Below are 26,007 nucleotides of genomic sequence, written 5' to 3'. Positions count from 1 at the left end.
CTTCTGCCTGCCTAGCGAACGCTGGCGCGCGCCCTCGGGCGCGTTTCGTTGCGCTCGTCGGCGAAGATCACCGCAGGAAGCGGCGGGAGCCCGCGAATGATATCTGACCCTTTTTCACCAACCATGATCGTCGGCGCATTGGTGTTGCACGAGGGCACGCGCGGCATCACCGAGGAGTCGCAGACACGCAGCCCCTCCAGCCCGTGAACCTTGAGGTCGAGGCCGACGACAGCGTCCGCGCCCGTGCCCATCTTGCAAGTGCCGACCGGATGGTGGTCGGTCTTGGCGTTGGCGCAGCCGTAGTCGAACAGCTGTTCTTCGGTCGCGACCTTCGGTCCAGGCAGACGTTCGGCAAGAACGTAGGATTTGAGAGCGGCCTGCTGCATGATCTCACGCGCGATCTTCAGCCCCTCGAGGGACATCTCGCGGTCGTGTGGTTCCGACCAATAGTTCGGATCGATTAGCGGAGCGGCCGCTGGATCGGCGGCTGACAACCGCACGGTGCCGCGCGACCTCGGATGCAGATAGGCGGAATTGAGCGTCACCCCGGCATTCTTCAGACGTTCGACACCGGCCTCGATGCCGGAGCCCAGACCGAGATGGAACTGGATGTCGGGCGAGCGAGCGTTCGGATCCGCATACCAGAAGCCACCTGTCTCAAACAGCGAAGAGGCGACCGGCCCTGTTCGAAATAGCGCATACTGGATACCGGCCCACAGCGTTCGGTGGAGCTTCGCAACGCCGTCGTAGGTATGGTCGCCGGTGCATTCGGAAATCACGAAGAGATCGAGATGATCCTGCAGGTTCCCCCCGACACCCGCCAGGTCATGCGCGACGTCGACGCCGACCGATCGCAGGTGGTCGGCGGGACCGATACCTGATTGAAGAAGCAGTTTCGGTGAGCCGATCGCCCCCGAAGACACTAGCACCTCGCGCTCGGCTCTCAGGATCTCGACACCGTTGCGACCAACGACTTCGACACCCACGGCCCGCGTCTTCTCGATCACGATCCGCGACACCCGTGATCCAAGCCGGATGGTCAGGTTCTTGCGATCCTTGATCGGAGAGAGGTAGGCAAGCGATGCCGAGGAGCGACGCCGGTTGCGTTGCGTCAGCTGGTAGAAGCCGACGCCCGCCTGCTGCCGGCCATTGAAATCGTGATTGTAGGGAATACCAAGCTCCTGCCCCGCCCGGATGTAGGCATCGCAGATCGGCAGGGGCGAAACCGGCATGGAAACGCCGAGCGGGCCCCCAGAGGAATGATAGTCGTCGGCAAAGCGCTGGTTGTCTTCGGCCCGCTTGAAATACGGCAATATCGAGCGATAGTCCCAGCCCTCGCAGCCGTCTTCGCCGGCCCACAGATCGTAATCCGCCGCGTTGCCGCGCGTATAAAGCTGTGCATTGATCGAAGAGCCGCCGCCAATCACCTTGGCCTGCGTGTATCGTAGCACTCGGCCTTTCATGTGCTTCTGCGGTACGGTCTCCCAGCCCCAGCTCGCCACGCCCTTCGTCATCTTCGCGAAGCCCGCGGGCATATGGAAGAGCGGATTCCAGTCGCCGCCGCCCGCTTCGAGGAGAAGCACGTTGACATCAGGGTCCTCGCTCAGCCGGTTTGCGAGCACACAACCGGCAGGACCGGCGCCTGTAATGATATAATCGAAACGCATCTTCTTGCCCTGTTGAATGCTAAAACGATTGGTTGGCAGGACCCGTCGGCACAGCCACAGACGTGTCGGCTCCCAAGTCCTTCGAAGCGATATGGTCGGCAACCCGAAGCGCCTGACTGGCAACCGTCAGCGCCGGGTTCACGGCTGCGGATGTCGGCAGGAAGCTAGCGTCAACGACGAAGAGATTTTGGTGGTCGTATGCCCTGCAGAACGGGTCGAGCGGAGCTGAGGTCGGATCATTGCCGATACGCACCGTTCCGCATTGATGCGAGGGCGTCCGCTTGTCAAAAGCTCTCGATAAAACAATTGGAAAGCCGATCGACCTCAGGATGTCCTTCAGCTTGGCGACAAGAGCGAGATGGGCCGCCCAGTTCGTCCGCTGCCACTGAAGGACGATGCGATCGCCATCGACCATCACGCGGCTCTCCGGGTTGGGGACATCCTCGCTCATCGCGTAGAAATCGACGGTGTGTTTCGTGAGTTGATCCAATATCCATTCCGGGACCTGGGGCAGTGAACCCTTCAGGATTTTGCCGGAGACACGACCGAGCAGCTGGACGTTACCAAGTGGCGGCCCGCCGTTGCCGTCAGACAGGTAGAAGTCGTTGAACGCCAGTGTTTTCTGATAGATGGACGTGTTCTTGAATGTCGGTGATACGCCGATCACCGCCGACGAATTGTGGTTCATGAAGTTGCGGCCAACCTGGTCCGACGAGTTCGCAAGACCGGTTCTGAAGCGGTCGTTTGCCGAGCGCAGCAGCAAAGCCGCAGACTGCACGGCCCCGGCTGCGAGGATGACGATCCGAGGCGTCACCGTCTGCGTCCTGCCTTCGGCGACATAGACGACAGTTTCGATGATATCGCTTTTGCCCGTCTTGAGCGCAATGACGCGCGCATTCGTGTGGAGCCGGACGTTGGGGTATTTCAGGGCAACGGCAAGGGCTGCCGTCTCCGCATCCATCTTCCCGTCCTGTGAATTCGGATGCGCATCCCATGGCGTCTGCGCCTTGGCGAGCCACCGATCGATATCGATGCCGAGCGGCAGCGAGAACGGATGCAGTCCCCTTCTTTTCAGGCGAGAACGCAAATCGGCGATTGGCGGCTCGTCGGGAACCGGTGGGTAGTCGTATCCGCCGGAATGGCGAGGCTCGGTCGGATCGTCGCCGATCGCACCGCGAACCTGATAGAGCGCTTCGGCCTTGCTATACCAAGGCTCGAGTACGTCGTAGGGGAATGGCCAGGCTGGCGAAACACCTTCCTGATGCACCATCTCGTCAAAATCTTCCCGCCGATATCGTGACAGGACCGCCCCAAAGAACTTCGAGTTGCCACCGACATTGTAATAGTTGCCGGGATTGAACCCCGCGCCACCGGCCTCGTACCACGTCTCTTTCGGGCGAAAGTGGCCACGCTGGAAAATCGCTCTTTGATCCCTGTTCTCCGGGCGGTCGGCGATATGGTCGCCAGCCTCCAGTATCAGGATCTCAGCGCCGGTCGCGGCCAGCCCGGCAGCGACGGTTGAACCGCCGATGCCTGAACCGATGATGACGATATCGGGAGTGACGTTCATGGCAAATCCAGCCTCTAAGCTATCCGAACCTTGGTCTCGGGATCGAAGAAGACAGCCTTGTCGAGATTGAAGGCGAGGCGTGCGGTTTCGCCGGCGCGGATGCGGGCGTCGGCTCGGAGCCTTGCCACGACCTCCTTGCCGCCGAGCTTGGTGACGGCGAAGGTGTCGGATCCGGCGGGCTCGACGACGTCGATCAGGCAGTCGTTTTCGCTGACGGATTGCGCATTCCGGTCGGCCCCTTCAGGGTCGGTCAGCGCTTCCGGGCGAATGCCGAAGATCACGTTGCGGTTCACATAGGTCGACAGCGACATCATCGCCGGCGACACCGGAAGCTTCATCGCCTCGCCACCCGGTCGTTCGAGCGACACGGCGAGCCCGTTGTCCTCCTTGACGATTGTCCCTGCGAGGAGGTTCATGGCGGGTGATCCCATGAAGTCGGCGACGAAGAGGTTTGCCGGGTTGTTGTAGATCTCGGCGGGGGTGCCGAACTGCTGGACCTCGCCGTCGCGCATGACGGCGATCTTGGTGGCGAGCGTCATCGCCTCGATCTGGTCGTGGGTGACGTAGACGATGGTCTTGCCCGTCGTCTGGTGCAGGCGCTTGATCTCGGTGCGCATGTCGACGCGCAGCTTGGCGTCGAGGTTCGACAGCGGTTCGTCGAACAGGAAGAGCTTCGGATCGCGCACCAGGGCGCGGCCCATGGCGACGCGCTGGCGCTGGCCGCCCGACAGCTGGCTCGGCTTGCGCTCGAGCAGATGGCCGATCTGCAGCACCTTGGCGACCTTGTCGATCGCCTGCTTGCGCTCGGCGGCCGGCACGCCGCGCATCTCCATGCCGAAGGCGATGTTGCCCGCCACCGTCATGTTCGGATAGAGCGCGTAGCTCTGGAACACCATGGCGATATCGCGCTTGGAGGGATGCAGGTCGGCGATGCTGCGCTCCTCGACCCGGATGTCGCCCTCGGTGATCGTCTCCAGCCCGGCAATGGTGTTCAGCAACGTCGACTTGCCGCAGCCGGACGGGCCGACCAGGACGAGGAAGCCGCCCTTTTCCAGTTCGAGATCGATCCCCTTGAGGATTTCAAGGGCGCCGAAGCGCTTTCTGAGGCCGGTGATCTTGAGAAAGGTCATGGTTTATCCTTTGACGGCGCCCGCCATCAGTCCGCGCACGAAGTAGCGGCCGGCGAGAATGTAGACGAGGAGCGTGGGCAGCGCGGCAATCATCGCCGCTGCCATGTTGACGTTGTATTCCACCACCCCGGTCGAGGTGTTGACGACGTTGTTCAGCGCCACCGTCATCGGCATGACGTCCCCGGTGCCGGCATAGGCGGAGGCAAACAGGAAGTCGTTCCAGATGTTGGTGAACTGGTAGATGACGGTGACGACGATGATCGGCAGCGAGTTCGGCAGCATGATGCGGTAAAAGATCTGGAAGAAGCCGGCGCCGTCGACCTGGGCCGCCTTCACCAGTTCGCTCGGGAAGGCCTCGTAGTAGTTGCGGAAGAACAGCGTCGTGAAGCCCAGCCCGTAGACGACATGGACGAACACCAGGTTGACGGTGGAATTGCCAAGCCCGAAGGCAAAGCCGGTCAGGTTCTGCAGGGTGACGCCGAAGCGCCCGAGGCTGCCCAAGATGGTCGCCATCGGCAACAGCACCGACTGGAAGGGAATGAAGCAGGCAAACAGCATCAGTCCGAAGACCAGCGTATGGCCGGGAAAGCGCCACTTGGTCAGGACATAGCCGTTCAGCGCCCCGACCAGGGTGGAGATCGCCACCGCCGGCACCACCATCTTGATCGAGTTCCAGAAGTAGCCCTTGATGCCGGCGCAGGTGAGCCCGACGCAGGCCTCGCCCCAGGCCTTGAACCAGGGCTCGATCGTCGGCGATTGCGGTAGGGCCAGCATGTTACCGTTCTGGATCTCGTCCATGGTCTTGAACGAGGTGACCAGCATGACGAACAGCGGCGTCAGGTAGAACAGGGCAAAGCCGACCAGCAGTCCGTAGATGACGACCCGGCTGATCCAGCGGCTGCTTGCGGTGCTGCGCGAGGGCGCCAGCGCAGTGGAGAGCGCGCTCATCGGCCCTTCTCCTTCAGTTCGGAATAGAGGTAGGGAACGATGATCGCCGAGATCGTCATCAGCATGATCACAGCACTTGCGGAGCCGACCGCCATCTCGTTGCGCTTGAAGGTGTATTCGTACATGAAGTTGGAGGGCAGCCAGGCCGAGCCGCCGGGCCCGCCCGAGGTCAGCGCCACCACCAGATCGTAGGACTTGATCGCCATGTGCGCGAGCACGATGAAGGCCGACAGGAAGATCGGTCTGAGCAGCGGGATGATGATGCGGCGGTAAAGCTGCACCGTCGTTGCCCCGTCGATCTGGGCCGCCTTCATGATCTCGCCGTCGATGCCGCGCAGCCCCGCCAGGAACATCGCCATCACGAAGCCCGACGCCTGCCAGACGCCGGCGATGACCACGGTGTAGATGACGAAGTCCTTGTTCTTGATCCAGTCGAAGTGGAAGCTCGTCCAGCCGAGCTGGTGCAGCGTCTGCTCAAGCCCGAGGCCGGGATCGAGGAACCACTTCCAGGCAACGCCCGTGACGATGAAGGACAGCGCCATCGGATAGAGGAAGATCGGCCGCAGGATGCCCTCGCCGCGGATCTTCTGGTCGAGCAGGATCGCCAGCAGCAGGCCGAGCGCCAGGCAGATGCCGATATAGAGGACGCCGAAGATCCCCATGTTGGTGATCGAGGTGTACCAGCTGGACGGCGGGTCGCTCTCGAAGGTCCACCGCCACAGGCGCTGGTAGGAGCGCGCCCCAGTGATCGCGTAGGACGGAAAGGTCTTGGAATTGGTAAAGGACAGATAGATCGTCCAGAGGATGAAGCCGTAGACGAAGATGACGGTGATCGCGAAGCTCGGCGCAAGCACGATCTTCGGCAGCGCGTCCTGCATCCGCCCTCGAATGGAAGCTCTTGTCCCGCGCGCGATGGCGGGTTCTGTTGTCGCAACAGAACTCATTGGCATTCTCCAGAAAGGCACGTTCTTCAGAAAAGCACTGACTTCAGAAGGTACTGGCTTCAGAAAGACACTGGCGAGCGCACCTTCCCCGACCATGGCCGGAGAAGGGCTCGTCATGGACGCCGGGAACTGACCCGGCGTGACTACTTGGCCCGACTTACTGGGCCGAGTTCCTGGGCCTGACTTACTTGGCGTCGTCGATCGCCTGGACGAGCTGCTTCACAGCCTCGTCGGAGCTCTTGATCTGGCCGTGCACGAACTTCGACACCACGTCCTTGTAGGCATTGGCGATTGCCGGAGGCGCGCCATAGCCCTGGGCCAGCGAACCGAACAGCGTACCGCCGTCGTTTGCCGCCTTCAGATCCGCGATCCCCTTCTTGCCGCAGGCGTCGAAGTCGGTATCGGGAACGTCGGTGCGAGCAGGAACTGAGCCCTTGACGACGTTGAAGGCCGACTGGAAGCTCTTCGACAGCGTTGCCGTCGCCAGCGCCACCTGTGCCGCCTTGCGGTCCTCGGGGACGTTGAACATGCCGAACATGTCGGAGTTGTAGATCACGCTGCCGTCGGTGCCGGGGAAGCGGTAGCACAGGAAGTCGTTGCCCGGCGTCTTCTTGGCCGCCACGAACTCACCCTTGGCCCAGTCGCCCATCACCTGCACCAGTGCATCGCCCTTGATGACCATGGCGGTCGCAAGGTTCCAGTCACGGCCGGAGAAGTTCGGGTCGACGTAGGTGACGATCTTGGCAAGGTTGTCGAACGACTTCTTCATCGTGTCCGACTTCAGCGATTCCTCGTCGAGGTCGTTGAAGGCCTTCTTGTAGAACTCCGGCCCACCGGTCGACAGCACGATGGAATCGAACATCGTCGCTTCCTGCCAGTTCTGGCCGCCGAGCGCCAGCGGCACGACACCGGCCGCCTTCGCCTTGTCGAGAAGTGCGATCAGGTCGTCGAAGGTCTTCGGCTCGGTGCCGCCGATCTTGTCCATGACAGCCTTGTTGATCCACAGCCAGTTGACCGAGTGCACGTTGACGGGGGCTGCGACCCACTTGCCGTCATAGACCGAGAACTTCTGCAGGGCTGCCGGAACCGACTTGTCCCAGCCTTCCTTCTTCGCCGTCTCCGTCAAGTCGCCCATCACGCCCGCCTGGGCATAATCGAGAACCGTATAGCCCAGCATCTGCGATGCCGTCGGATAGTTGCCGGCCGCAACCATCGCCTTCAGCGCCGTCATCGCCGCGTCACCGCCACCACCGGCAACCGGAACGTCCTTCCAGGCATACCCCTCCTTCGAAAGATCGCCCTTCAGCACGTTCAACGCAGCAGCCTCGCCGCCAGACGTCCACCAGTGCAGCATCTGCACTTCCTTGACATCCGCAGCATGCGCAATACCAGCCCCAAGCAAAAGCATTCCCGCAATCGCCGTCGAACTCATCAACTTCAACATGAAAATCCTCCCATCGTGCAAGTTTGGTGATGCGGGATCATTCCCGCATCGATCACCCGCCCTCCTCAGGCGCAGTCTCGTTGCCGGTTAAGCCGGCGTCTCCCTCTTCGGCATCCACCAGCTCGTGCGGGCGCCGATATGCATGTTCAGTGTCTTCGTCTCGGTGTAGTCCTCGACCGCATGGCGACCGAGCTCGCGGCCGAGACCCGACTGCTTGTAGCCACCAAACGGAAGCTCGGAAGCGCCATCCATGAAGGTGTTCATCCAGACCGTACCTGCCCTGACCTTGCGGCCGATCGTCAGGCAGGTATCGAAGTCGCGGCTCCAGACGCCGGCTGACAGGCCATAGTCGATCGAGTTGGCGATGCTGATCGCTTCCGCCGTCGTCTCGAAGGTCAGCACCGACAGAACCGGACCGAAGACCTCCTCGCGCGCGACCGCCATGTCAGGGGTGACCGCATCGAGGATCGTCGGCGCCATGAACTGGCCCATCCCGAAATCAAGCGCCTCGCCGCCGTGCACGACCGTCGCCCCGCTCTCCCTGGCGCCAGCGAGATAACCCGAGATCTTTTGCAGGTGCTGAGGGGTAATGATCGCGCCAACCTGCGTGCTCGGGTCGAGCGGATCGCCAACCTTTACCTCCCTGGCAAGCTCTGCGACGCGTTTGACGACGTCGGATGCGATGCTCTTGTGCAGGATCAATCGCGAACCGGCATTGCAGCACTCTCCGGCATTGAAATAGGCACCGAACACCGCCGCATCGATGAAGGCATCCAGGTCTGCGTCGGGGAATACGATCTGCGGGTTCTTGCCGCCGAGTTCGAGCGAGACCTTTTTCAGGGTCTGCGCGGCATTGGTCATCGTCAACTTGCCGACGCCGGTCGAGCCGGTGAAAGAGACCATGTCGACCTCGGGATGCGAGGTCATGACCGCGCCAACTTCAGGCCCGGTGCCCGTAATGATATTGACGACGCCGGCCGGCACGCCCGCTTCCTGCAGGATCTCGCCGAGCACGAGCGTCGATCCCGACGTCAGCTCGGACGGCTTGACCACAGTGGTGCAGCCCGCAGCCAGTGCAAAGGGCAATTTCTGGCCGACAATGAGGAACGGGAAGTTCCAGGGCGTGATGATCGATACGACACCAATCGCCTCGCGCAGCACAACGCCAAGCGTGCCATCGCCAAGCGTGTTGTAGCTTTCGCCATGCAGGTCGCGCGCAAGGGCAGCAGCGTATCGCCAGATGTCAACGGAGCCGGCGATCTCGCCCCTCACCTGTGAGATCGGCTTGCCCGCTTCTATCGCATCAAGGTAGGCCAATTCTTCTGAGCGGTCCGAAATCAGATCGGCAGCCTTCAAGAGGACGGCCGAACGCTCGGACGCCGTCATCCGCGGCCAGGGACCATTGTCGAAGGCGTTGCGGGCTGCGGCAATCGCCCGCTCCGCATCGGCCTTTGTTCCTGCCGGATAGCGGCTGACAATGACGCCGTGGCTCGGCGCGACGCGCTCGATCGGTTGGGTTGTTCCCTCTTCCCACCGACCGTCGATCAGCATCTTGAAGTCGCGAGCGCGATGATCGACAAGCGCCTTCGGCGTGACCAGAACCGTCATTACCATTCTCCCTTGAACTGTGCCGGGCGCTTTTCGCTGAAAGACGCCACGCCTTCCTTGAGGTCGCCGGTCTTGGCAGCCAGGATTGAACCCAGAGCTTCCACAGCTGACCCATTGTCTTCGCCGCTTGCCGAAGCAATCATGAGCTTGACGATCTCGAGGGCCGCAGGGCCCTTGCGGCGATACGCCCGGCGTATTCCTTTGCCGCCTCGACGGCGTTTCCTGATGTCGTGACAAGATCGACGATACCGAGCTCTCGTGCCTGCTCTGCCGTGAAGATCTCGCCGCCAAGGGCCATGCGTCGCACGACCTGGGCTCCGAACCGCTTGACGAGACGCTGCGTTCCCGACCAGCCGGGCACCATGCCAAGCCCGGTCTCCGGAAGGCCGATCTTGATCTGCTCTTCGGCGATGCGGATATCGGCAAGACCAGCAAGTTCGAGACCGCCGCCCAGCGCATGTCCGTTCAATGCGGCGATCAACGGCACGCGCAGCGTCGCCAGTCTTTCAAATATACGATGGCCATGCCTGACCCAGGCGTGGCCGAATTCTTCCGGACGCATGCCGCCCCAGGCCTTGATGTCGCCGCCTGCCGAGAAACCCTTGCCCTCGCCAGTCAGGATCGCCACACGCGCATTGGTGTTCGCCTCGACCTCGTCGGCCGCGATCGAGAGTGCCTTCAGCATGTCGAGATCGAGAGCGTTCAGCTTCTCCGGTCGCGACACGGTCATGATCGCGGCGTGTCCCTCGAAGGCGACCTTGACGGTGCCGCTAGTCATGGAACACCCCCTCAAGCACGCGCGCCTTCCTCGTCGGAAGTGCAAGGCCGATCGTATCGGTGCCGAAGAGCCTGGCGTCCATGACTTTCAGGTCATCCGCCACGATGAGCGGAAACTCCGACTGATCGAGGATATGTTCCTTGACGTCGACACCCGGCGCGATCTCGGTCAGGACGATGCCTGCAGGCGTCAGCTTCATGACGCAGCGCTCGGTGACATAGGTAATGTCCTGGCCCTGTTCGACTGCCCGCCTGCCGGAGAAGGTGACGTGCTCGACCTCGTTGACGAGCTTCTTCAGCTTGCCTTCCTTCTCGATCACCAGCGTGCCGTTTTCGATACCGAGCTTTGCGCCCGCATTGAACATGCCTGAGAAGACGATCTTTTTCGCGCGCGCGGTGATGTCGACGAAGCCTCCGGCCCCCGCCGTGACATGCGGCCGGAACGACAGTTTGGAGACATTGACCGAGCCGTCCTTGCCGATTTCGAGGAACGACAGCAGCGATGCGTCGAAGCCTGCGCCCTGGAAATAGGTAAACTGGTAAGGCGAAGGCATATAGGCGTCGGCATTGGAGGCACAGCCGAAGGCGAAGTCGAGCAACGGCACGCCGCCAACCGCCCCCTGCTCGATGACCCAGGTGACTTTTCCGTGCAGCCCTTCCTCAAGGAGAATGCGAGGTACATTGGCAGAAATACCGAAGCCGAGATTGACGCAGCTGCCGGCCTCGAGCTCCTGCGCGACGCGGCGGGCGATCACCTTCTGGATGTTGAACTCCGGCACGCGGAAGCTTTCCAGTGGGCGGAAAATCTCGCCGGAGATTGCCGGATCATAAAGCGTCTGGGTGGTCTGTTTCTGATCGGGATCGACGATCACGTAGTCCACGAGCATGCCGGGCACACGCACATCGTGCGGCTTCAGCGATCCTTCCTTGGTAATCCGCTTGACCTGCGCGATGATGATCCCGCCGTTGTTGCGCGCCGCGAGCGCCTGGTCGAGCCCGCCGAGATAGGCGCCCTCGTGCTCATAGGTCAGGTTGCCGCGCTCGTCCGCTGTCGTCGCCCTGATGATAGCGACCTGCGGTACGATCGCGGGGAAGAAGAGGTATTCATCCCCTTCGAACGGCACGCGTTTGACGACCGCCTCGCGCGACCCGAGCTCGTTCATCGCGCAGCCCTGGCGCCTGGGATCGACGAAGGTATCGAGACCGACCTTCGTCAGAACGCCCGGTCGTTTGGCGGCCGCTTCGCGGTGAATGTCGAAGAGGATGCCGGACGGAATGTTATAGGCTGGAATCTCGTTGTTGGTGATCATCTGCCAGATCAGCGGGGGCTCCGCACTTGACGGGCCGGACGGATAGGAGCCGCCGATGATCCGCTTCAGCAAGCCCTTCTTCGCGATGTAGTCCACACCCTTGATGCCGCTCATATCGCCAGCGGCAATCGGGTGGAGCGTCGTGATATTGCACGGATGGCCGGTCGCATCGAAGCGTTCGCCGATCGCCTTCAGCATCAGGTCGGGGCATCCAAGGCCACTCGACGACGAAACGGAAACCACGGCCCCGTCGGGTATGAGTGCTGCGGCCTCTGCCGGGCTGATGTGCTTGCTCATCATGCTGCTCAAAGTCCTGTTTGAATTTGGACGGCTTTGCCGGTCGCGGCGGATTCGACGACGGCCAATCCTGTTGCCAGGGACCAGATACCGTCCTCAGCCGTTGCAGCCGGCTGTCCGTTCCCTGCAACGGCGCGATGAAACGCCTCAAGAGCGGTCTGGTAGAGATTCTTGTCGGTGGTCGGGAGCGCCCGCTCGCCACTGGCGTTTTTGAGAGTGACGGTGCCGACCGGGCGCTGCGTCATCACATTTCGCGCGATCAGAGAACCCTCGGTGCCGTGGATTTCAAGCCCTGTCTCTGCATACTTTGCCGTGAAGGCATCGTGAAACTGGGCGATCACACCATTCTCGAACCGCATGACACCCATGACGCCGTCTTCGATACCCGCCTTGCCCATCCCGCCTTCCTGGGCGAACGCGGTCACCTCGACCGGATTGCTTGCCAGAATGAAGCGCAGGGTGTCCGTGTCATGGACGGTAATATCGAGGATCACGCCGCCACCTGCATCCGGCCGTTCCAAGCGCCAGCCCTGCAGATGCGGCGGCAGATAGACAGCATGGAACACCCTGGCTGCGAGAGGCCGTCCGATCTGCCCTGACACGATGGCTTCGCGCATGGCTGCGTGGGTGGAGGCATTTCTCAAGTGATGATTGGTCGCCAGCACGACACCCGCCTGATCCGCAGCGGCCATCATCGCCTTCGCGTCCTCGACCGACATTGCCAGTGGCTTTTCGCAAAGCACGTGCTTGCCGGCATTGGCCGCTGCGATCGCCTGGTCGCGATGCAATTCATTTGTCGTCGATATGTAGACAGCATCCACGTCACTGTCGGACAGCAGCGATGCCAGATTGTCGGTGGACCTGCCGATGCCGTTCTCTTTTGCAAAGGCGGCACCACGCTCGGCATTCGAGCTCATGACGTTCACGACGTCTCCGCCGGCGGCGCGGATGGCATTGATCACCCATTCGCGCGCAATCGTGCTGGCGCCAACCAGACCCCACCTGACCGTCATGCTTCTTTCCTCCCAATCGTATCGTGAATAGGGCGCCCACAACTCTCGCGAACGACAAGCCGCACCGATGAGACAATGGCCTCCGGCTCCGCCTTGCCGGCATTGATCTGCTTCAGGAGCAACTGAGCGGCGCGACGGCCCATTCCCTGAGGATCGACCGAAATTGTCGTCAGTGCAGGGACTGCCGTCTTGGCCTCGATCACGTCGTCAAACCCGACGACGGCAAAGTCTCTGGCAGGCTCCAACCCGCGTGCGCGCAGACCATCGCAGACGCCAAAGGCGACAGCGTCGTTGAAGCAGACGGCGGCTGTCGGCCTGTCGGCAATCGACAGGACCCGCGCGACCGCCTCGGCGCCCCCTGCCCTTGATGGCGGACCGGACACAATCAGCTCCTCGTCGAGTGGCAGGCCACATGTCTCGATCGCATCCCGATAGCCTGCGAGCCTCTCCTCAAAGACGGCCGTGTCGCTGAAACCACCGACAAAGGCGATGCGGCGATGGCCAAGCGACGCCAGATGCTTCACGCCGGCAAAGACACCCTCACGATTGTCCGAGATGACAGATGAAGCCTTTGCTCCCGAGACATTTCGAACCGCGACGACCACCGGGATTCCGGCGCCGACCAGCGGCTTCAGGTCCGCAGCCTCCGTTCCACGAGCCGGCGACATGATGAGACCGGATATTCCGTGCTCGCGCATCGAGGCGATAACCTCACGCTGCCGGTCAAGGCTCTCGCTGGTATTTGACAGAAACTGCACGAAGCCTGCCGACTGCACGACCATGTCGACACCGACGGCAAGCTCGGCAAAGAAGCCATTGGTCAGATCGTTGACCACGACGCCGATGATCTTCGACTTCGACGCCGACTGCCTGAGGTTGGCAGCACCCCGATTGTAGACATAGCCCAGATCGCGCATGACGGCGCTGACCTTCGCGCGGGTGCCATCGTTGACGAGAGACGATCCCTGCAGAACGAGCGAAACGGTCGACTTGGACACGCCAGCCGCTCGCGCGATATCGATGACGGTAACCCGTCTTTTTGACATGAGATCCTCCCATGGCGAACCCGCCATTTCGACCTGACAATAATTGGAACGTTCCAATTTAGTCAAGAACGAAACGCCGATAACCCACAAGCCCGAATACAATATTTGCTAATATGTTGCTTTTAAATGTCTTTATTTTCGTCATGCGACGAAAAACGGATACGGAAGAACACGTTAAATTTGGAACGTTCTAATTGGCGAAATTGATCCGGAGCTTGATCCCATGTCTGGCCAGACATGGTCCATAAGCTCCTTATGGGAGACGACTTCGCCTGCCCTGCTGACCAACTGAGGGATGGCGGCCGCTTTTGCGTGCGGAACGGCTGAGCGAGCAAGATGCCCCGTAAACATCGCCAACTGCGCCGCCTCAATTGAGATTATTCGCTTTGCTCGACGAAGCTGCCGGTTACTAAAAAGTACAATCCTAATCCGACCGACAGAAGACTTATAAAGAGCAGATAGTAAGTATGAAAGTGTGGTTGAACGCCCAAGAGGACAGCCAGTGCTACGGGCGTGATGCCACCGAACACGGCGTAGGCTACGTTATAGGAGAAAGATATCCCGGAAAAACGCACTTCTGGAGGGAAGCATAGCACCATCACCACGGGCACGCCCGTCGTGATCGCTCCAGACATTCCGATACAGGAAGCGAGCAGGTAAACGGTACCGGATGTCACGCCTGTCATGTTAATGAAGGCGAGGTCGCCGACCAGCATAAGGAGGCCGCCGAGAATGAAAAACCTCCCGACACCAATCCGATCAAGAACAAAGCCCGCTAAAATAACGCTGATCACGAGTGAGATGGTGCTTATGGACGCTGCGACGAGCGCAATCTGGTGGTCCAAGGCATAGACACGTTGCAAAATCGTCGGCACCATTAGCAGGAGCAGCACAACGGTCGCCGAAAGTATCCACGTACAAAGCACCGAGATCACGATCCCTCGGCAATGCCGCTTGATCACGACCTTTAGCGGAAGCTCCGGGACGAGCATGTTCCTCTCGCGAAGGGAAACGAACACAGGCGTTTCCTGTAGCATTTGCCTTAGGCGCACTGCCAGCAAACCAAGCGCTCCGCCGACCAGGAACGGAACCCGCCAACCGAAGGTCAGCATGTTTTCTGGCGATAGCAGCCAAGACATCATCGCCGTGATGCTTGCTCCGAAGAAGACGCCGAGCCCCAACCAAGCACAGATAAATCCGCAGGCCGCCCCGACGCGACGTTGAGATACGTGTTCAGCAGCGAACGTCCAAGCGCCGGGAACTTCACCCCCGATCGCAATACCTTGCAGCATCCGCAGTCCAACCAGGATAAGCGGAGATATGAGCCCGACCGTCTGGTAACCGGGAAGGAGGCCAATCGCCAGCGTGGAAAAAGCCATCAGCAGTATGGAGAATGCGAATACTCGCTTCCTCCCGAAGATGTCGCCGAAGTGCGCAAGAACGACCCCGCCAAGCGGCCGGAAAATGTAGCCTGCCGCAAATATCCCAAACGTTTGCACCGCGATCAGCCAGTTCGGGAGCCCCGGGGGGAAAAAAACTAGGGCGATAAGGTCAGCGAGGAACGCAAAAATTACGAAGTCGTAGAAGACGAGCGCCCCACCCGCGCCAACTATCCCAAGCATCCTCAATGTCTTAGTACGCAGCTCGTGCCGGTGAAGACGCTGCAGCTCTTGGTTGGTTACGGGGCGCTTGCTGTCGAGGTGGGTCAATGCTGTTCAAGGCTTTCCGAGGCGCAGCACGCAGTTAAGCGCTATTAGTATTTCGCAGCATACCAGGGAAGCGTTTTTCCATTACATGTGTAATGGATTCGCTCGGTCTCAGGCTATTGGGATCCGGTTCCGAGTTGGGGCTGATGAACAATGTTGGTTCTTGACCGATTTTCACTGGAACGGCTCTTATCTCACCGCTAGGCGCACTCGTTCGAAGGATTTCCTTACCCAACGCAATGTTGGCCTATCGGTGACGTGGATCGGAAACCTCGTTGGAGCCTTAACGATCGCTGCAGTGGTTCACTTGGCAGGAGGAGGTTCACTGCTGGACGACGGCCGAATGGCATTCCTTTCGACGTTGGCGCAGAAGGAAACAGTTGGCATCGCTCAGCTTCTCGCACGTTCGGCAATCTGCAGCTGGCTCCTTTCCTTGGCCGTGTGGATGTCGAATCTTTACCAATCCACGTTCCCCATAATCCTCCCGCTGTTGTGCCCCTTGTGTGTGCTTCTCATCGCCGGCCCTCAAGAATACGCCTTGGGCAAATCTTTTTACATTCTCACTTGCACTTATCGCAGATCATCCGACCGATGTCGGTTGGGCAGGTGCAGGATATAACGTCGTTTGGGTTACGCTTGGCAACTTGGCCGGGGCGGTCATCTTCGCGCTGATGCTATTGGCATTGGGGCACTTTTTAAGAACCGAGGCGCCGAAGGTCGCACCGTCGAAAGGGAGGCGTAACGCCGAAGATCGGCCGTCGCACGATATAGGGCGGCGTTACTGTTATGAAGGTCGATGGGTAAGAATGCGGTCGCGGACCCGAAGGAACGTCCTTTCAACACAGAATCACTGTATCGCAGCGACGGCGAAGCCGGTTGCGACCTAGACCGCGACGCCCAAAGCACCTTGCAGATTCCCAAATAGCAGAAGACGCCCACGCAACACGCGGGCGCCCAAACCGCTGCTGGCAAGTCTGCGTTAGAACTTTACACCCACGCCGACCTGCACGACATTTTGCTTGAAGTCGACATTGGTTCCCAAGAGATCACCGCGGCCGAAATCGTTGTAGCGGTACTCGACGCGCCCGAAAATCTTGTCGGTAAACGCATGATCGACGCCAGCGCCGATCGTCCAACCATTCAACGTGTCGCTGTCATTGCCAACCGGCGTCTTGAGCTTCGCGTTGGTTGCCGTCCAACCACCTGCGGCGTAGATCAGAGTGTGATCGATTGCGTAGCCTGCTCGAGCTCTGGCCGAACCCGAGAAGCCGCTTTTCAGCTTCGTGCCTCCGCCGTAGTCCTTGTCGGACCAATCGTAGTTGAGATCACCTTCCACACCGGCAACGAAGCCGTTCGAGAACTGCCAGTTGTAGCCCGTAAAACCGCCAAGGCGCCAACCGTCGAAGCTGTCGGAGCCCAGGCCGACAACCTTTCCGGTGCCCCATCCGTAACCTGTGATCCCGCCAAGATAAAAGCCGTCCCACGTAAACGAGCTGGCGTCGGTGGCGACTGGCGGGGCCGGGATCTGATCGACGGCGTCAGCGGCAAAGGCCGATGTTGAGATGCTAAGCGCGGTCAGGGAAGCCGCGACGATGAGAAGACCCTTCATCCTATTCTCCATTGAACTTTTCAGTACTGTCCAGAAACGACCGCGAAAGCCTCGGAATCCCGGAAAGCAGGGCTCATCAAACAACAATGACAATGGTCGGGCTTGTCGATTCCTTTTGTTTTTGTTTGTGAGCCTGGCGGAGTTGGAGAGCATGTTTAGAACCCCGTTTGCCGAAGGCCCGGCCTTCAACGCGGCAACCATGACGTAGTAGCCACCGGCAGCTCGCTTTATTGTGAACAATTGGTAACTTGCCAAATGCGGGCTTCCACGCTTTATCCGACGGATGTTTTCGAAGCACCTGATCACGGCGATGAGCATTGCGGTTCTAACGGCATGCTCGCATACGGAGCCCCTCGAGACGCCCCTTGCCCAAGCCAACACCCCGTCCGCGCCGCCTTTGACCGACCAGGCGGTAATCGCCGATACGGTCGGCCGCGGAGAGGTCGGCGCAACCGCGCTTGCTTGGGCCAACCCATCGACTGGAAGCGTCGGCGTCATTGAACATATCGACGCCGGCCAAGGTGAGGCCAACGGATGTCGCGGCTTCATCACCAGTCGTCAATCACTCGAAGGCATCACCCGTTTTAACGGTGTGGCCTGCCCTGCGGGAGACGGTTGGAAGGTCGGAGGCGACACCAAGGCTATCCGCTAGTTGCCGTGTGGGCGTCGCTTGAACAGAACAAAGCGGCAAATGCTGGAAGTCGGCAGAAAGCAGCTCCGGTGGGTCATCCGCGACGCACACCGGCAACCAGTCGGAGAGCTTGGAGCAAGATTGAACGTTTAATCATACACCAATAATCGCCACGTAATTTCAGCACGGATGCCCCGCTCGAAGCGGGGCTTTTTCGTTTGGCCTACTAGACGCGATCGATCGCTACGGATCCAAGGTCGGCACAGCTTCAGGCGAAAGGCCACGCTGGATCATTCTTCTCGTCAGATGGACGGACCATCGATAGCCACGCGGTCGAACCGGACGAAGACGGCGTCCTATCCGACCAGCCAGTTCAGTGATTTCGTCCGCACCGAGATCGCTTGATCCAAGCCGCTCCAACGAGTAGCGGGCATGCAACACCCGAGTGCAATTTTCACCCCATGCGTCTCTTGTCGTGCACGATCTCTTTCATTCCCGCTCAAAGGGGATCAAGCTCCGGTTGACGACAAGTCCATTCATACCGCAGCCTTCGGGGGAAGCTGATGTTTCGTAAGATTGGGTACGCAGCCGGCATTGTCACTGCACTTGCCATTTCCTCCTCGGCATTCGCCGCCGACCTACTTCCGGCCTCCGCTCCGCAACCCGTACCACAGAGCGCCAACGGCTGGTCCTTCTCCTTCTCGCCCTACTTCTGGGCGGCCGGCCTTGACGGCAAGTCAGCGGTTTTCGGTCTGCCGACGGTGGATGTCAGCGAAAATTTCAGCGACATCCTGTCCGATCTCGACTTCGCCTTCATGGCGGCGGGCGACGCCCGTTATGACAGATACAGCATTTTCACCGACCTCAGCTATGTGAAGGTGACGACGGACTCCGCGACGCCTCGCGGCGTGGTCGCCGACGAGGTGAGCCTCAAGTCCGTGACCTTCACGGCCATGGTCGGCGGTGCCTACACGCTTTACGAAGACCAGCAGACGAGGTTCGACGTGCTGGCGGGTGCGCGTTTCTGGCACGCCGAGACGCGTATCGGCCTGAGCGGTGGCCTCGTCGGCGACATCTCGCGCTCTGACGACGCCAACTGGGTGGACGGCCTGGTCGGCTTCAAGGGAAATCATTCATTCACCGACAAAGTCTTTGTCACAGGCTGGGCGATGATCGGCGGCGGCGGGGCCGATCTCGATTGGGATGTGCTTGGTGCGATCGGTTACCAGTTCAACGAAACGGTGTCGGCTGTTGCCGGTTATCGCGCGCAGGGGGTCGACTACAGCAATGACGGCTTCACATATGATATGATCCAGCACGGACCGATCCTCGGCGTACATGTGCGGTTCTGATCGCGGGCCGCAGCCGCTCCTTGCTAAGACGATGGCTCAATCCTGACGCCTGATCTGAAAATCTTGAAAACGGCTCCGTGGCTTTCTCTTTGTCCCTGAGCAGCATTCGTGAGCTTGCTTGGGCTCCTGCATATACATCTCCCTATGCAAACCCGTCTCAATCAGGCTTTTTTTTACGCTCTTGGCGCGGTAGTTTGGATCGCGGACCAAGAACTTGGATTCCGTGAAGAAAGTTCAGTGTTTGGGTGGTTCATGGCACCATTTTCGTGGACGCGGCACAGTTGATTGAAGGGCGCCACCGGCGGCGCGCTTGGGATAAGGCAATAGGCTTTGAAGCATCGTCCACTGGCGGGGACCTCCCTCGCACTCTCTGAACTTGGCTACGGTTGTGCCGGCCTCGGCGGCGCCTATCGACCGATCACTCGAGAAGAGGCGCTGGAAACATTGTCAGCTGCCTGGGAGGCGGGCGTACGCTACTTCGACGTCGCTCCCGCTTATGGTGCGGGCGCGGCAGAACGCGTTCTTGGCGATTTCCTGAGGGACAAACCGCCCGGCGAGTACGTGATATCGACGAAAGTCGGGAAGCTCCTGCGGCCATCCGTGTCGATCTCGCCTCCCCGCATGCCCTTCGAGATCGACCTCGATTACAGCTATGACGGCATCATGCGATCCGTCGAGTTCAGCCGCTGCCGCTTGGGCTTGGCCAAGATCGACATGCTCTTCGTCGACGATCTCGAGCCATCGACGCTCGGTTTCTCGAACTATCGGCGCCATCTCCCGGCGTTTCTCGATACCGGGGTGAAGGCGCTCGAGCGGCTGCGCTCTTCGGGCGAGATTGCCGCCTTCGGCTTGGGAGTAAATGACGTCGGCGCCTGCATCGACGTCATGCATCGCGTGAAGCTCGATTGCCTTCTGTTGAACGGTCGATACACCCTTCTCGATCGGACGGCGGGAACGCGCGTCATCGGAATGTGCGAACGGTCAGGCACGCCGATGATCGTCGGAAGCCTCTTCAACAGCGGCGCGCTTGTCGGGCGCGAGGCTGCTTCGGGAACGATCAGCGAGGACGTCGCCGCCCGCGCTCAAGCCGCCCGCCAGATTGCCGATGACGCGAATATCAGCATCGATACGGCCGCGGTACAGTTTCCCTTGAGAAACACGCTGGTTGCATCGGCGCTGCTCGGAACGACGCGGCATGAGAGAATCCGCAGCGCCGCCTCTGGTCTTGCACAAGTCATACCTGAAACCGTCTGGGGCCGGTTTACCTCTCTCGCCTTTAACTGAGGTGTCGCGCGACAGCGCGGATGCTCAACGCTCCTGCATGTTCCCAAGCGATCGGAATGACTGCCGATACCTAAGTGCAATACGTCGCCCCGAACTTCGCACCTAAATTTTGATTGTCGAGCCGAACCTCTCGGTCGACCTTGTTCAACGAACCGTAATGCTAGTTATCCGCTCCGCGATCGAGAGGTCTGCGGCTTCCCGAGACATTTTGAAGTTCAGCGCTTCGAAAACAAGGAGGCACAAATGAGGTTGATTTGGCCAATCGCGGCCGCATTCTGCGTTGCTGTTGTGCCCTATGCGCAAGCTGACGACCCTGTCACTGCTGGCGACGATAGGCGCTCGGCGACCATTGACCGGCTGTACAGGGTGGACTGCGGTCATTCCCTGGCGAACGACGAGTCCGTTTGGACGCCCGGCGAGAACAAGGGCAAGTCGATTGAGTTTTCATCGACATGCTATCTCATCCAGCATGGGAACGAGTACATCATGTGGGATACCGGCGTGCCGGAGGCTGCGATCGGCGACCCCAAAGGCTGGTCTACACTTTCCAGTCTGATCGTCTATCATCTCGACAAGACGATCTCATCACAACTCGCTCAAATCGGGCTGAAGCCCGCCGATATCGACTATGTCCTTGTCTCGCATACGCACGGCGACCATATCGGAAACGTCGGACTTTTCCCGGACGCGACGGTCGTGATGCAGCAAGCCGAATACAATTGGATCAATTCGCCTCCGCCTTCAGACCCGAACCTCAACACTCTCGTGCGACTCGCCCGGAAACTGCTCGGACATCCTCGCCGTCTCGAACTCGTGACCGGAGATGTCGATTTGTTCCGCGACGGCAGTGTCAGATTGCTATCGACACCGGGGCATACACCGGGAAGCCAGTCGCTGATGGTTCATCTGGCCAAGACCGGTTACGTCATCCTGTCCGGCGATGTGGCTCACCTTGAGGACAATTTCGAGCGCGACATCGTTCCCGCACTGAATGTCGACAAGCCCGAATCCATCTCGTCCATGGACCGGATCAAGCAAATCATGCGCGAATTCGATGCGCAGCTCTTTATCAATCACGACAAGCATCAGGCGGACGGGCTCAAGCTTCTGCCTGATTTCTACAACTGAAAGAGAGGCAACCGTTTGATGCGTCAGAAAGCTGGCGCTTCGGCGGCACGGCCACCGTTCATTGTCAGCGAACCGTCCGTTGGCCAGGCCGCTGGCGTCCTCGGCCAGCCTAACCCCATTCTTCAAAAAGCAGCTTCCTAAGGTCCTCGCGGCCTAAACCGCGCTGATATAGGCTGACCAGATATCGAGCGGCATCCTCCGCAACATCTCCCTGCCTGTCGCAGCGGCGCAGTGCGCAGTATTCCTTGACAATCCCGCGCATCATCGAGACTTCTTCGGGACCAAGAGGCCGCCCGCCTAGGGAAAAGCTCTCACGCGTTTGCGCCATCCAAGCCGTGTTATGCGGGATCGATCGATCTGCAGGTTGTTGCACATTTCGCGATCGCGCCTTGGCTCGGGCTATTTGTGCCCGCCGAGGCACCCGGAATCCAAACCCGCGCAGCTTGCGTCGGCTGTCTCACGGACACCAACACAACAACCAAGGCAGCGATAGCCACTAGGAGCGCAAACCCGGGGAACGAGGAACCCGACGGTTTGTAATCATGCGACATCGTCATCTCCTATGCGTGCGTTTCAGCGCCATCCTGGAGAATGAATAAATCGAGTGCGTCCCGTCCGGGATTGCACATAGGTATCGCCGATACCTTTGTATGACCAAGACCTTCGTTTAGTAGCGGAGCGCGGTCCATCTCTCCAAAGTCTCAGTCGATAGCGCGCGCAAACAGCCGCGATCGCGGACAAGTGCTTTTTGCCTTACCCTGGAGAACGAAACCATGAGCAACATCGAGATTGCCAGCCTGACACGCCGCTCCCTGGGCGGCGCCGCTTTGGGTTTGACAGCCACCGGACTGCTGGGCGCCATCGCCGGAACCGCTCGTGCGCAGCAGGCCAGCGGCGTTCAGAAGACCGTGGCTCCCTTGACAGCAAACGAAACTGTCGATGCCGGCGATCTTAAAGTCGCCTACTCAGCCGTCGGCGCGCAGAACGGCTCACCCGTGATCCTACTTCACGGCTGGCCGTACGACATCAACAGTTTCGCAGAAGTCGCGCCGATATTGGCAGCACAGGGGCATCGGGTGATAATTCCCTTTCTTCGCGGATATGGCGGCACCACGTTCCTCTCGAAAAAGACCAAACGCAACGGCCAACAGTCAGCGCTCGCGATCGACACCATTAAACTGATGGATGTCCTCAAAATCGATCAGGCCACCATTGCCGGTTTCGATTGGGGAGCTCGCACGGCTGACATCGTCGCTGCGCTTTGGCCCGAACGGTGCAAGGCGCTGGTCTCGGTCAGCGGTTATCTGATCGGAAGCCAGGCCGCCGGAAGAAATCCTCTGCCGCCATCCGCTGAACTGCAATGGTGGTACCAGTACTACTTCGCAACCGACCGCGGACGTGAGGGCTACGCGAAATACACGAACGATTTTGCGAAGCTGATCTGGAAACTGGCCTCTCCGCAATGGGGCTTCGATGATGCCACGTTCGATCAAAGCGCGACCGCCTTCCTCAATCCGGATCATGTCGAGATCGTAACCCACAACTATCGGTGGCGGTTGGGGCTGACGGCAGGAGAGAAGCGGTTCGATAAGTACGAGGCAAAGCTTGCCACGGCTCCGGAAATTTCGGTCCCGACGATCACCATGGAGGGTGACGCCAACGGTGCGCCGCACCCCGACCCAAAGGCATATGCGGGCAAGTTCAAAGGAAAGTACGAACACCGCCAGATATCGGGCGGTATTGGTCACAATCTTCCTCAAGAGGCTCCCGCCGCATTTGCGCAAGCGGTTCTCGACGTCGATACATGGGCTTAGGCCAAGCGCCTAGCGGCCATCGGCCCGCCCAGGAACTCCGATAGCGCTTTATCGAAGTCCTGGGCACAAGCTTCAGAAATCAGGACCGAAGAGATGGGCAACCTCGCGACAGGATCGATCCGTCGATCGCGTTCGTGGCAAACGCCTACGCTAGTGAGATCGACAGGCGAGGTCCACCTCAATGGAACGGAACTTAGGCCGCTCGCCGGTTCGGAGGCTTCAAGAAGCCACGGTTCAGACGGGGTGCCACAAGGAGCGGCGATCTACACCGCCACTCCTTCGAGCTATCGGCCGAAGATCAGCCGTTGATAATCGCGAAGCATATCAGGGTCTTCGACCGAACCATGATGATGGAGTTGTCGCCAGCCATTGTCTTGCCTGACGAACCAGCGCGTCGTTCGAAACGCGATTTCGAGCCTTTCGGCTGCGGTTACACAACTCCCGCGCTCCCTGCCGACAAAGAGATGCCAATCGTTTCCTCCCTGACTGGTGAAATCATGGAAGGTGACATGGAGGTTCGCCGGCCCGTTGAAGAGCTTGGAGTAACCTTCCGCGATCTCCCCCCAACCACGCCGGATGCCGCCGATGGGGTTATCCATGCTTGGGGCTTCTCCTCCAAGCCAGACGGCTTCAAGGCCGTGAAGATCGCCAGCATTGAACGCTTGGTAGAATTCGATCAAGGCATCAAGGGGACTACCGTCTTCAGCCTTGGGCTCGGCGCCAGCGATCTCGAGGAGATGAGTTTGCATTTCTCGGCCTCACACGGATCAGAGCAAGCCAAGCAGCGATTTTGCTGCCGCAGTCGATGAGGCAGGGTTTTGGCCGGTGATCAGACGACCGTCCACGATGGCGAAGCTTTCCCAATCCCCTACCTTTTCATAGCGCCCGCCAAGCGCCTTGAGGTCATCTTCGACGAGGAAGGGAACTACCTTCGTCAGTTGAACCGCTTCTTCTTCAGAGTTCGCAAAGCCCGTGACTCGCTTACCCTTCACCAGCGGTTGCCCCTGGAAGGTCACGTGGTGAAAGACGGCCGGCGCGTGACAAACTGCGGCCACGGGTTTTCCGGAACCATAGAATTCTTCGATGAGCGAGATCGACTTCCGGTCTTCGACGAGATCCCACATCGGGCCATGCCCGCCCGAATAGAAGATCGTGTCGAAGTCCTTGGCATCGACGGTCGCAAGCCGAACGGTGTTCGCAAGGACTGCCTGCGCATCCTTGTCGCCCTTGAACCGGGCCATGGAATCAGTCTGGTTGCCGGGCTCGTCGCTCTTTGGGTCGATGGGTGGTTGCCCACCTCTCGGCGAAGCCACGGTTATGCTCGCGCCGGCGTCCTTGAAGACATAGTAGGGCGCAGCAAACTCTTCGAGCCAGAAGCCCGTCTTTCGGCCCGTATCACCAAGCCGATCATGCGAAGTCAGAACCATCAGGATCTTGCTCATCGTTATCTCCTTGAAATATTTGACGACGTTCGGCGTCTTGTCCGGTCCCTGGCGATCAGAAGCGAACTCCATGGACAGCATCAGCACGCTCGATTGACCCTTTCAGCATGCTCAAGAGCCGGCCTGCGTGCCATTGTACGATGGTGTCGTCGAGAGCGTGGCACGGACTGCCGATACCATCGTACAATGGATTTTCGCCCATAAACGCGCATGCTCCCGGTTGAGGGGTGGCGGCATACGAGTAATCGGGGCAGTATCGTCCGTGCCCACTCGTGATATAGTCTTTGCACTCGATAGGTTGGCGCCCTCTTCAAGGAGGCAGCAAATGTACCGGATGGTCTCGGCGATGACTCACGTGACTACCTCGCCTTTGAACGCCCCGGACGGGCCGACGGTGTTCGTGGTTGACGACGACATTTCGGTTCGAGAATCCCTGGAGCTTCTGATCGGCTCGACGGGATGCCGCCCGGTTCTTTTCGACTCTGCCCAGGCATTTCTGGCCGCAACGCCGACTGCGGGACCGAGCTGCCTCGTCCTGGACGTGAATATGCCCGGTCTGAACGGGTTGGATCTTCAATTTATGATCACCAAGAGCGGCAACCGAACACCGATCATATTCGTTTCCGGCTTTGGCGACGTCCCTATGACCGTTAAGGCTCTGAAGGGCGGCGCTCTCGATTTCCTGACGAAGCCGATCGACGCCGAGGCGCTGCTTGAGGCGATACAATCGGCCCTTGCCCAGAGCGAGGCGCTCATTCGCGGCGAAGAAGAATTGATGCGACTCCAAGCCTGCTACGATGCCCTGACCCCGCGGGAGCGCGAAGTCATGTCCGGTGTGGTGAAGGGACTTCTGAACAAGCAGGTTGCTTTCGAACTCGACATCAGCGAGATCACCGTCAAGGCGCATCGTGGCCAGGTCATGCGGAAGATGAGTGCCCGGTCTCTCCCGGACCTTGTGAACATGGCCGCAAAGCTTCGGATCGAAGATGGCAGAGAACTCTACTAGCATTCCTGCCACTAGCGATGGACCTTCACGATCGCCGCTTCGAGGATGCGCCTCGAGCCGGCAGGCCCTACGCCGAGGCATGCGTAGGTATCTCGCTTCGCGCTCTTCCCGATCCCATTCCCGCGCGTCCTCGAAAAAACGCGCCAGGTAAATGCGCTCCTCGTAGCGGATATCACCGCAAATCTCGCCCAACCCATCGTCCTGCAATCGGGTCACCTTCGCTTTCAACATTCGGCCTGATCCAAAGGTATCGGAGACACCTTGGTACAATAGCGTCTGCA

The 26,007-nt window shown here is 59.8% G+C and carries 21 protein-coding genes and 1 pseudogene; 7 read left to right on the top strand and 15 right to left on the bottom strand.

Annotated features, from left to right (window positions below):
- Positions 1-11: 11 nt before the first annotated feature.
- From FZ934_RS21680 to FZ934_RS21625, 12 genes and pseudogenes are all read right to left on the bottom strand, one after another.
- A complete protein-coding gene (locus FZ934_RS21680) occupies positions 12-1,667 on the bottom strand; it encodes a GMC family oxidoreductase (RefSeq protein ID WP_153272953.1) in 1,656 nt (551 codons plus the stop codon).
- A 19-nt stretch (positions 1,668-1,686) separates the two neighbouring features.
- Positions 1,687-3,237, bottom strand: coding sequence for an FAD-dependent oxidoreductase (locus FZ934_RS21675; RefSeq protein ID WP_153272952.1), 1,551 nt, complete (start codon positions 3,235-3,237; stop codon positions 1,687-1,689).
- A gap of 14 nt (positions 3,238-3,251) precedes the next feature.
- On the bottom strand, positions 3,252-4,367 hold the full coding sequence (locus tag FZ934_RS21670; RefSeq protein WP_153272951.1) for an ABC transporter ATP-binding protein: 1,116 nt from the start codon (positions 4,365-4,367) through the stop codon (positions 3,252-3,254).
- A 3-nt stretch (positions 4,368-4,370) separates the two neighbouring features.
- Complete coding sequence (locus FZ934_RS21665) at positions 4,371-5,315, bottom strand: carbohydrate ABC transporter permease (protein WP_153272950.1); 945 nt, start codon at positions 5,313-5,315, stop codon at positions 4,371-4,373.
- Complete coding sequence (locus FZ934_RS21660) at positions 5,312-6,259, bottom strand: carbohydrate ABC transporter permease (RefSeq protein ID WP_153272949.1); 948 nt, start codon at positions 6,257-6,259, stop codon at positions 5,312-5,314. The genes FZ934_RS21665 and FZ934_RS21660 overlap by 4 nt, the downstream gene beginning before the upstream one ends.
- 184 nt (positions 6,260-6,443) lie before the next feature.
- Entirely contained in the window at positions 6,444-7,703 is a 1,260-nt protein-coding gene (locus tag FZ934_RS21655) for an ABC transporter substrate-binding protein (RefSeq protein ID WP_153272948.1), read from the bottom strand.
- An 87-nt stretch (positions 7,704-7,790) separates the two neighbouring features.
- A complete protein-coding gene (locus FZ934_RS21650; RefSeq protein WP_153272947.1) occupies positions 7,791-9,311 on the bottom strand; it encodes an aldehyde dehydrogenase family protein in 1,521 nt (506 codons plus the stop codon).
- Positions 9,311-10,089: pseudogene (locus FZ934_RS21645) on the bottom strand (enoyl-CoA hydratase/isomerase family protein). Before FZ934_RS21645 ends, FZ934_RS21650 begins: the two are co-directional and overlap by 1 nt.
- Positions 10,082-11,695: an acyl CoA:acetate/3-ketoacid CoA transferase gene (locus tag FZ934_RS21640; protein WP_153273981.1), complete on the bottom strand. Its 1,614-nt coding sequence runs from the start codon at positions 11,693-11,695 to the stop codon at positions 10,082-10,084. The pseudogene FZ934_RS21645 and the gene FZ934_RS21640 overlap by 8 nt, the downstream one beginning before the upstream one ends.
- An 8-nt stretch (positions 11,696-11,703) precedes the next feature.
- A complete protein-coding gene (locus tag FZ934_RS21635; protein ID WP_153272946.1) occupies positions 11,704-12,708 on the bottom strand; it encodes a Gfo/Idh/MocA family protein in 1,005 nt (334 codons plus the stop codon).
- A complete protein-coding gene (locus tag FZ934_RS21630) occupies positions 12,705-13,754 on the bottom strand; it encodes a LacI family DNA-binding transcriptional regulator (RefSeq protein ID WP_153272945.1) in 1,050 nt (349 codons plus the stop codon). The genes FZ934_RS21635 and FZ934_RS21630 overlap by 4 nt, the downstream gene beginning before the upstream one ends.
- A gap of 377 nt (positions 13,755-14,131) precedes the next feature.
- Positions 14,132-15,376 (bottom strand): MFS transporter, encoded by a 1,245-nt coding sequence (locus FZ934_RS21625; RefSeq protein ID WP_153273980.1) that lies wholly within the window; start codon positions 15,374-15,376, stop codon positions 14,132-14,134.
- A 172-nt stretch (positions 15,377-15,548) separates the two neighbouring features.
- On the opposite strand from FZ934_RS21625, the gene FZ934_RS28710 reads away from it, so the two are divergent.
- Positions 15,549-16,079 carry a formate/nitrite transporter family protein gene (locus FZ934_RS28710; RefSeq protein ID WP_432443661.1) on the top strand — a complete coding sequence of 177 codons (531 nt, stop codon included), beginning with the start codon at positions 15,549-15,551 and terminating at the stop codon, positions 16,077-16,079.
- A gap of 360 nt (positions 16,080-16,439) precedes the next feature.
- On the opposite strand, the gene FZ934_RS21615 is transcribed toward FZ934_RS28710, so the two are convergent.
- Complete coding sequence (locus FZ934_RS21615) at positions 16,440-17,069, bottom strand: outer membrane protein (RefSeq protein ID WP_153272943.1); 630 nt, start codon at positions 17,067-17,069, stop codon at positions 16,440-16,442.
- A gap of 310 nt (positions 17,070-17,379) precedes the next feature.
- Between FZ934_RS21615 and FZ934_RS21610 the strand changes: the two genes are divergently transcribed.
- The 5 genes from FZ934_RS21610 to FZ934_RS21590 all read left to right on the top strand — a co-directional run bounded on the left by FZ934_RS21610 (position 17,380) and on the right by FZ934_RS21590 (position 23,278).
- Complete coding sequence (locus FZ934_RS21610; protein ID WP_246738010.1) at positions 17,380-17,721, top strand: RT0821/Lpp0805 family surface protein; 342 nt, start codon at positions 17,380-17,382, stop codon at positions 17,719-17,721.
- A gap of 542 nt (positions 17,722-18,263) precedes the next feature.
- A complete protein-coding gene (locus FZ934_RS21605; protein ID WP_246738009.1) occupies positions 18,264-19,052 on the top strand; it encodes a hypothetical protein in 789 nt (262 codons plus the stop codon).
- A gap of 330 nt (positions 19,053-19,382) precedes the next feature.
- On the top strand, positions 19,383-20,336 hold the full coding sequence (locus FZ934_RS21600; RefSeq protein WP_153272941.1) for an aldo/keto reductase: 954 nt from the start codon (positions 19,383-19,385) through the stop codon (positions 20,334-20,336).
- A gap of 243 nt (positions 20,337-20,579) precedes the next feature.
- The gene (locus tag FZ934_RS21595; RefSeq protein WP_246738008.1) at positions 20,580-21,464 is read left to right on the top strand and encodes an N-acyl homoserine lactonase family protein; all 885 of its coding nucleotides are present in this window, start codon (positions 20,580-20,582) and stop codon (positions 21,462-21,464) included.
- A 773-nt stretch (positions 21,465-22,237) separates the two neighbouring features.
- Complete coding sequence (locus FZ934_RS21590; protein WP_153272940.1) at positions 22,238-23,278, top strand: alpha/beta fold hydrolase; 1,041 nt, start codon at positions 22,238-22,240, stop codon at positions 23,276-23,278.
- A 284-nt stretch (positions 23,279-23,562) separates the two neighbouring features.
- On the opposite strand, the gene FZ934_RS21585 is transcribed toward FZ934_RS21590, so the two are convergent.
- Positions 23,563-24,027, bottom strand: a complete 465-nt coding sequence (locus tag FZ934_RS21585) for a YybH family protein (RefSeq protein WP_153272939.1) — start codon at positions 24,025-24,027, stop codon at positions 23,563-23,565.
- Between the two features lie 18 nt (positions 24,028-24,045).
- Positions 24,046-24,720: a type 1 glutamine amidotransferase domain-containing protein gene (locus tag FZ934_RS21580; protein ID WP_153273978.1), complete on the bottom strand. Its 675-nt coding sequence runs from the start codon at positions 24,718-24,720 to the stop codon at positions 24,046-24,048.
- A gap of 325 nt (positions 24,721-25,045) precedes the next feature.
- On the opposite strand from FZ934_RS21580, the gene FZ934_RS21575 reads away from it, so the two are divergent.
- Positions 25,046-25,726 carry a response regulator transcription factor gene (locus FZ934_RS21575; RefSeq protein ID WP_153272938.1) on the top strand — a complete coding sequence of 227 codons (681 nt, stop codon included), beginning with the start codon at positions 25,046-25,048 and terminating at the stop codon, positions 25,724-25,726.
- Positions 25,727-26,007: the final 281 nt, after the last annotated feature.

The sequence above is a fragment of the Rhizobium grahamii genome, assembly GCF_009498215.1.
In the GTDB taxonomy this organism is placed as follows: Bacteria; Pseudomonadota; Alphaproteobacteria; order Rhizobiales; family Rhizobiaceae; genus Rhizobium; species Rhizobium grahamii_A.
The sequence above is the reverse complement of the archived record's forward strand: the minus strand, read 5'-3'. Positions and strand labels throughout refer to the sequence as shown.

Coding starts and splice junctions, on each gene's coding strand:
- FZ934_RS21670 (WP_153272951.1), bottom strand. CDS start 4,367: ATGACCTTTCTCAAGATCACCGGCCTCAGAAAGCGCTTCGGCGCCCTT.
- FZ934_RS21585 (WP_153272939.1), bottom strand. CDS start 24,027: ATGCAAACTCATCTCCTCGAGATCGCTGGCGCCGAGCCCAAGGCTGAA.
- FZ934_RS21630 (WP_153272945.1), bottom strand. CDS start 13,754: ATGTCAAAAAGACGGGTTACCGTCATCGATATCGCGCGAGCGGCTGGC.
- FZ934_RS21590 (WP_153272940.1), top strand. CDS start 22,238: ATGAGCAACATCGAGATTGCCAGCCTGACACGCCGCTCCCTGGGCGGC.
- FZ934_RS21615 (WP_153272943.1), bottom strand. CDS start 17,069: ATGAAGGGTCTTCTCATCGTCGCGGCTTCCCTGACCGCGCTTAGCATC.
- FZ934_RS21575 (WP_153272938.1), top strand. CDS start 25,046: ATGTACCGGATGGTCTCGGCGATGACTCACGTGACTACCTCGCCTTTG.
- FZ934_RS21640 (WP_153273981.1), bottom strand. CDS start 11,695: ATGAGCAAGCACATCAGCCCGGCAGAGGCCGCAGCACTCATACCCGAC.
- FZ934_RS21675 (WP_153272952.1), bottom strand. CDS start 3,237: ATGAACGTCACTCCCGATATCGTCATCATCGGTTCAGGCATCGGCGGT.
- FZ934_RS21650 (WP_153272947.1), bottom strand. CDS start 9,311: ATGACGGTTCTGGTCACGCCGAAGGCGCTTGTCGATCATCGCGCTCGC.
- FZ934_RS21635 (WP_153272946.1), bottom strand. CDS start 12,708: ATGACGGTCAGGTGGGGTCTGGTTGGCGCCAGCACGATTGCGCGCGAA.
- FZ934_RS21610 (WP_246738010.1), top strand. CDS start 17,380: ATGAGCATTGCGGTTCTAACGGCATGCTCGCATACGGAGCCCCTCGAG.
- FZ934_RS21680 (WP_153272953.1), bottom strand. CDS start 1,667: ATGCGTTTCGATTATATCATTACAGGCGCCGGTCCTGCCGGTTGTGTG.
- FZ934_RS21655 (WP_153272948.1), bottom strand. CDS start 7,703: ATGTTGAAGTTGATGAGTTCGACGGCGATTGCGGGAATGCTTTTGCTT.
- FZ934_RS21665 (WP_153272950.1), bottom strand. CDS start 5,315: ATGAGCGCGCTCTCCACTGCGCTGGCGCCCTCGCGCAGCACCGCAAGC.
- FZ934_RS21625 (WP_153273980.1), bottom strand. CDS start 15,376: ATGCTTGGGATAGTTGGCGCGGGTGGGGCGCTCGTCTTCTACGACTTC.
- FZ934_RS21660 (WP_153272949.1), bottom strand. CDS start 6,259: ATGAGTTCTGTTGCGACAACAGAACCCGCCATCGCGCGCGGGACAAGA.
- FZ934_RS21595 (WP_246738008.1), top strand. CDS start 20,580: ATGAGGTTGATTTGGCCAATCGCGGCCGCATTCTGCGTTGCTGTTGTG.
- FZ934_RS21605 (WP_246738009.1), top strand. CDS start 18,264: ATGTTTCGTAAGATTGGGTACGCAGCCGGCATTGTCACTGCACTTGCC.
- FZ934_RS21580 (WP_153273978.1), bottom strand. CDS start 24,720: ATGAGCAAGATCCTGATGGTTCTGACTTCGCATGATCGGCTTGGTGAT.
- FZ934_RS28710 (WP_432443661.1), top strand. CDS start 15,549: ATGTGTAATGGATTCGCTCGGTCTCAGGCTATTGGGATCCGGTTCCGA.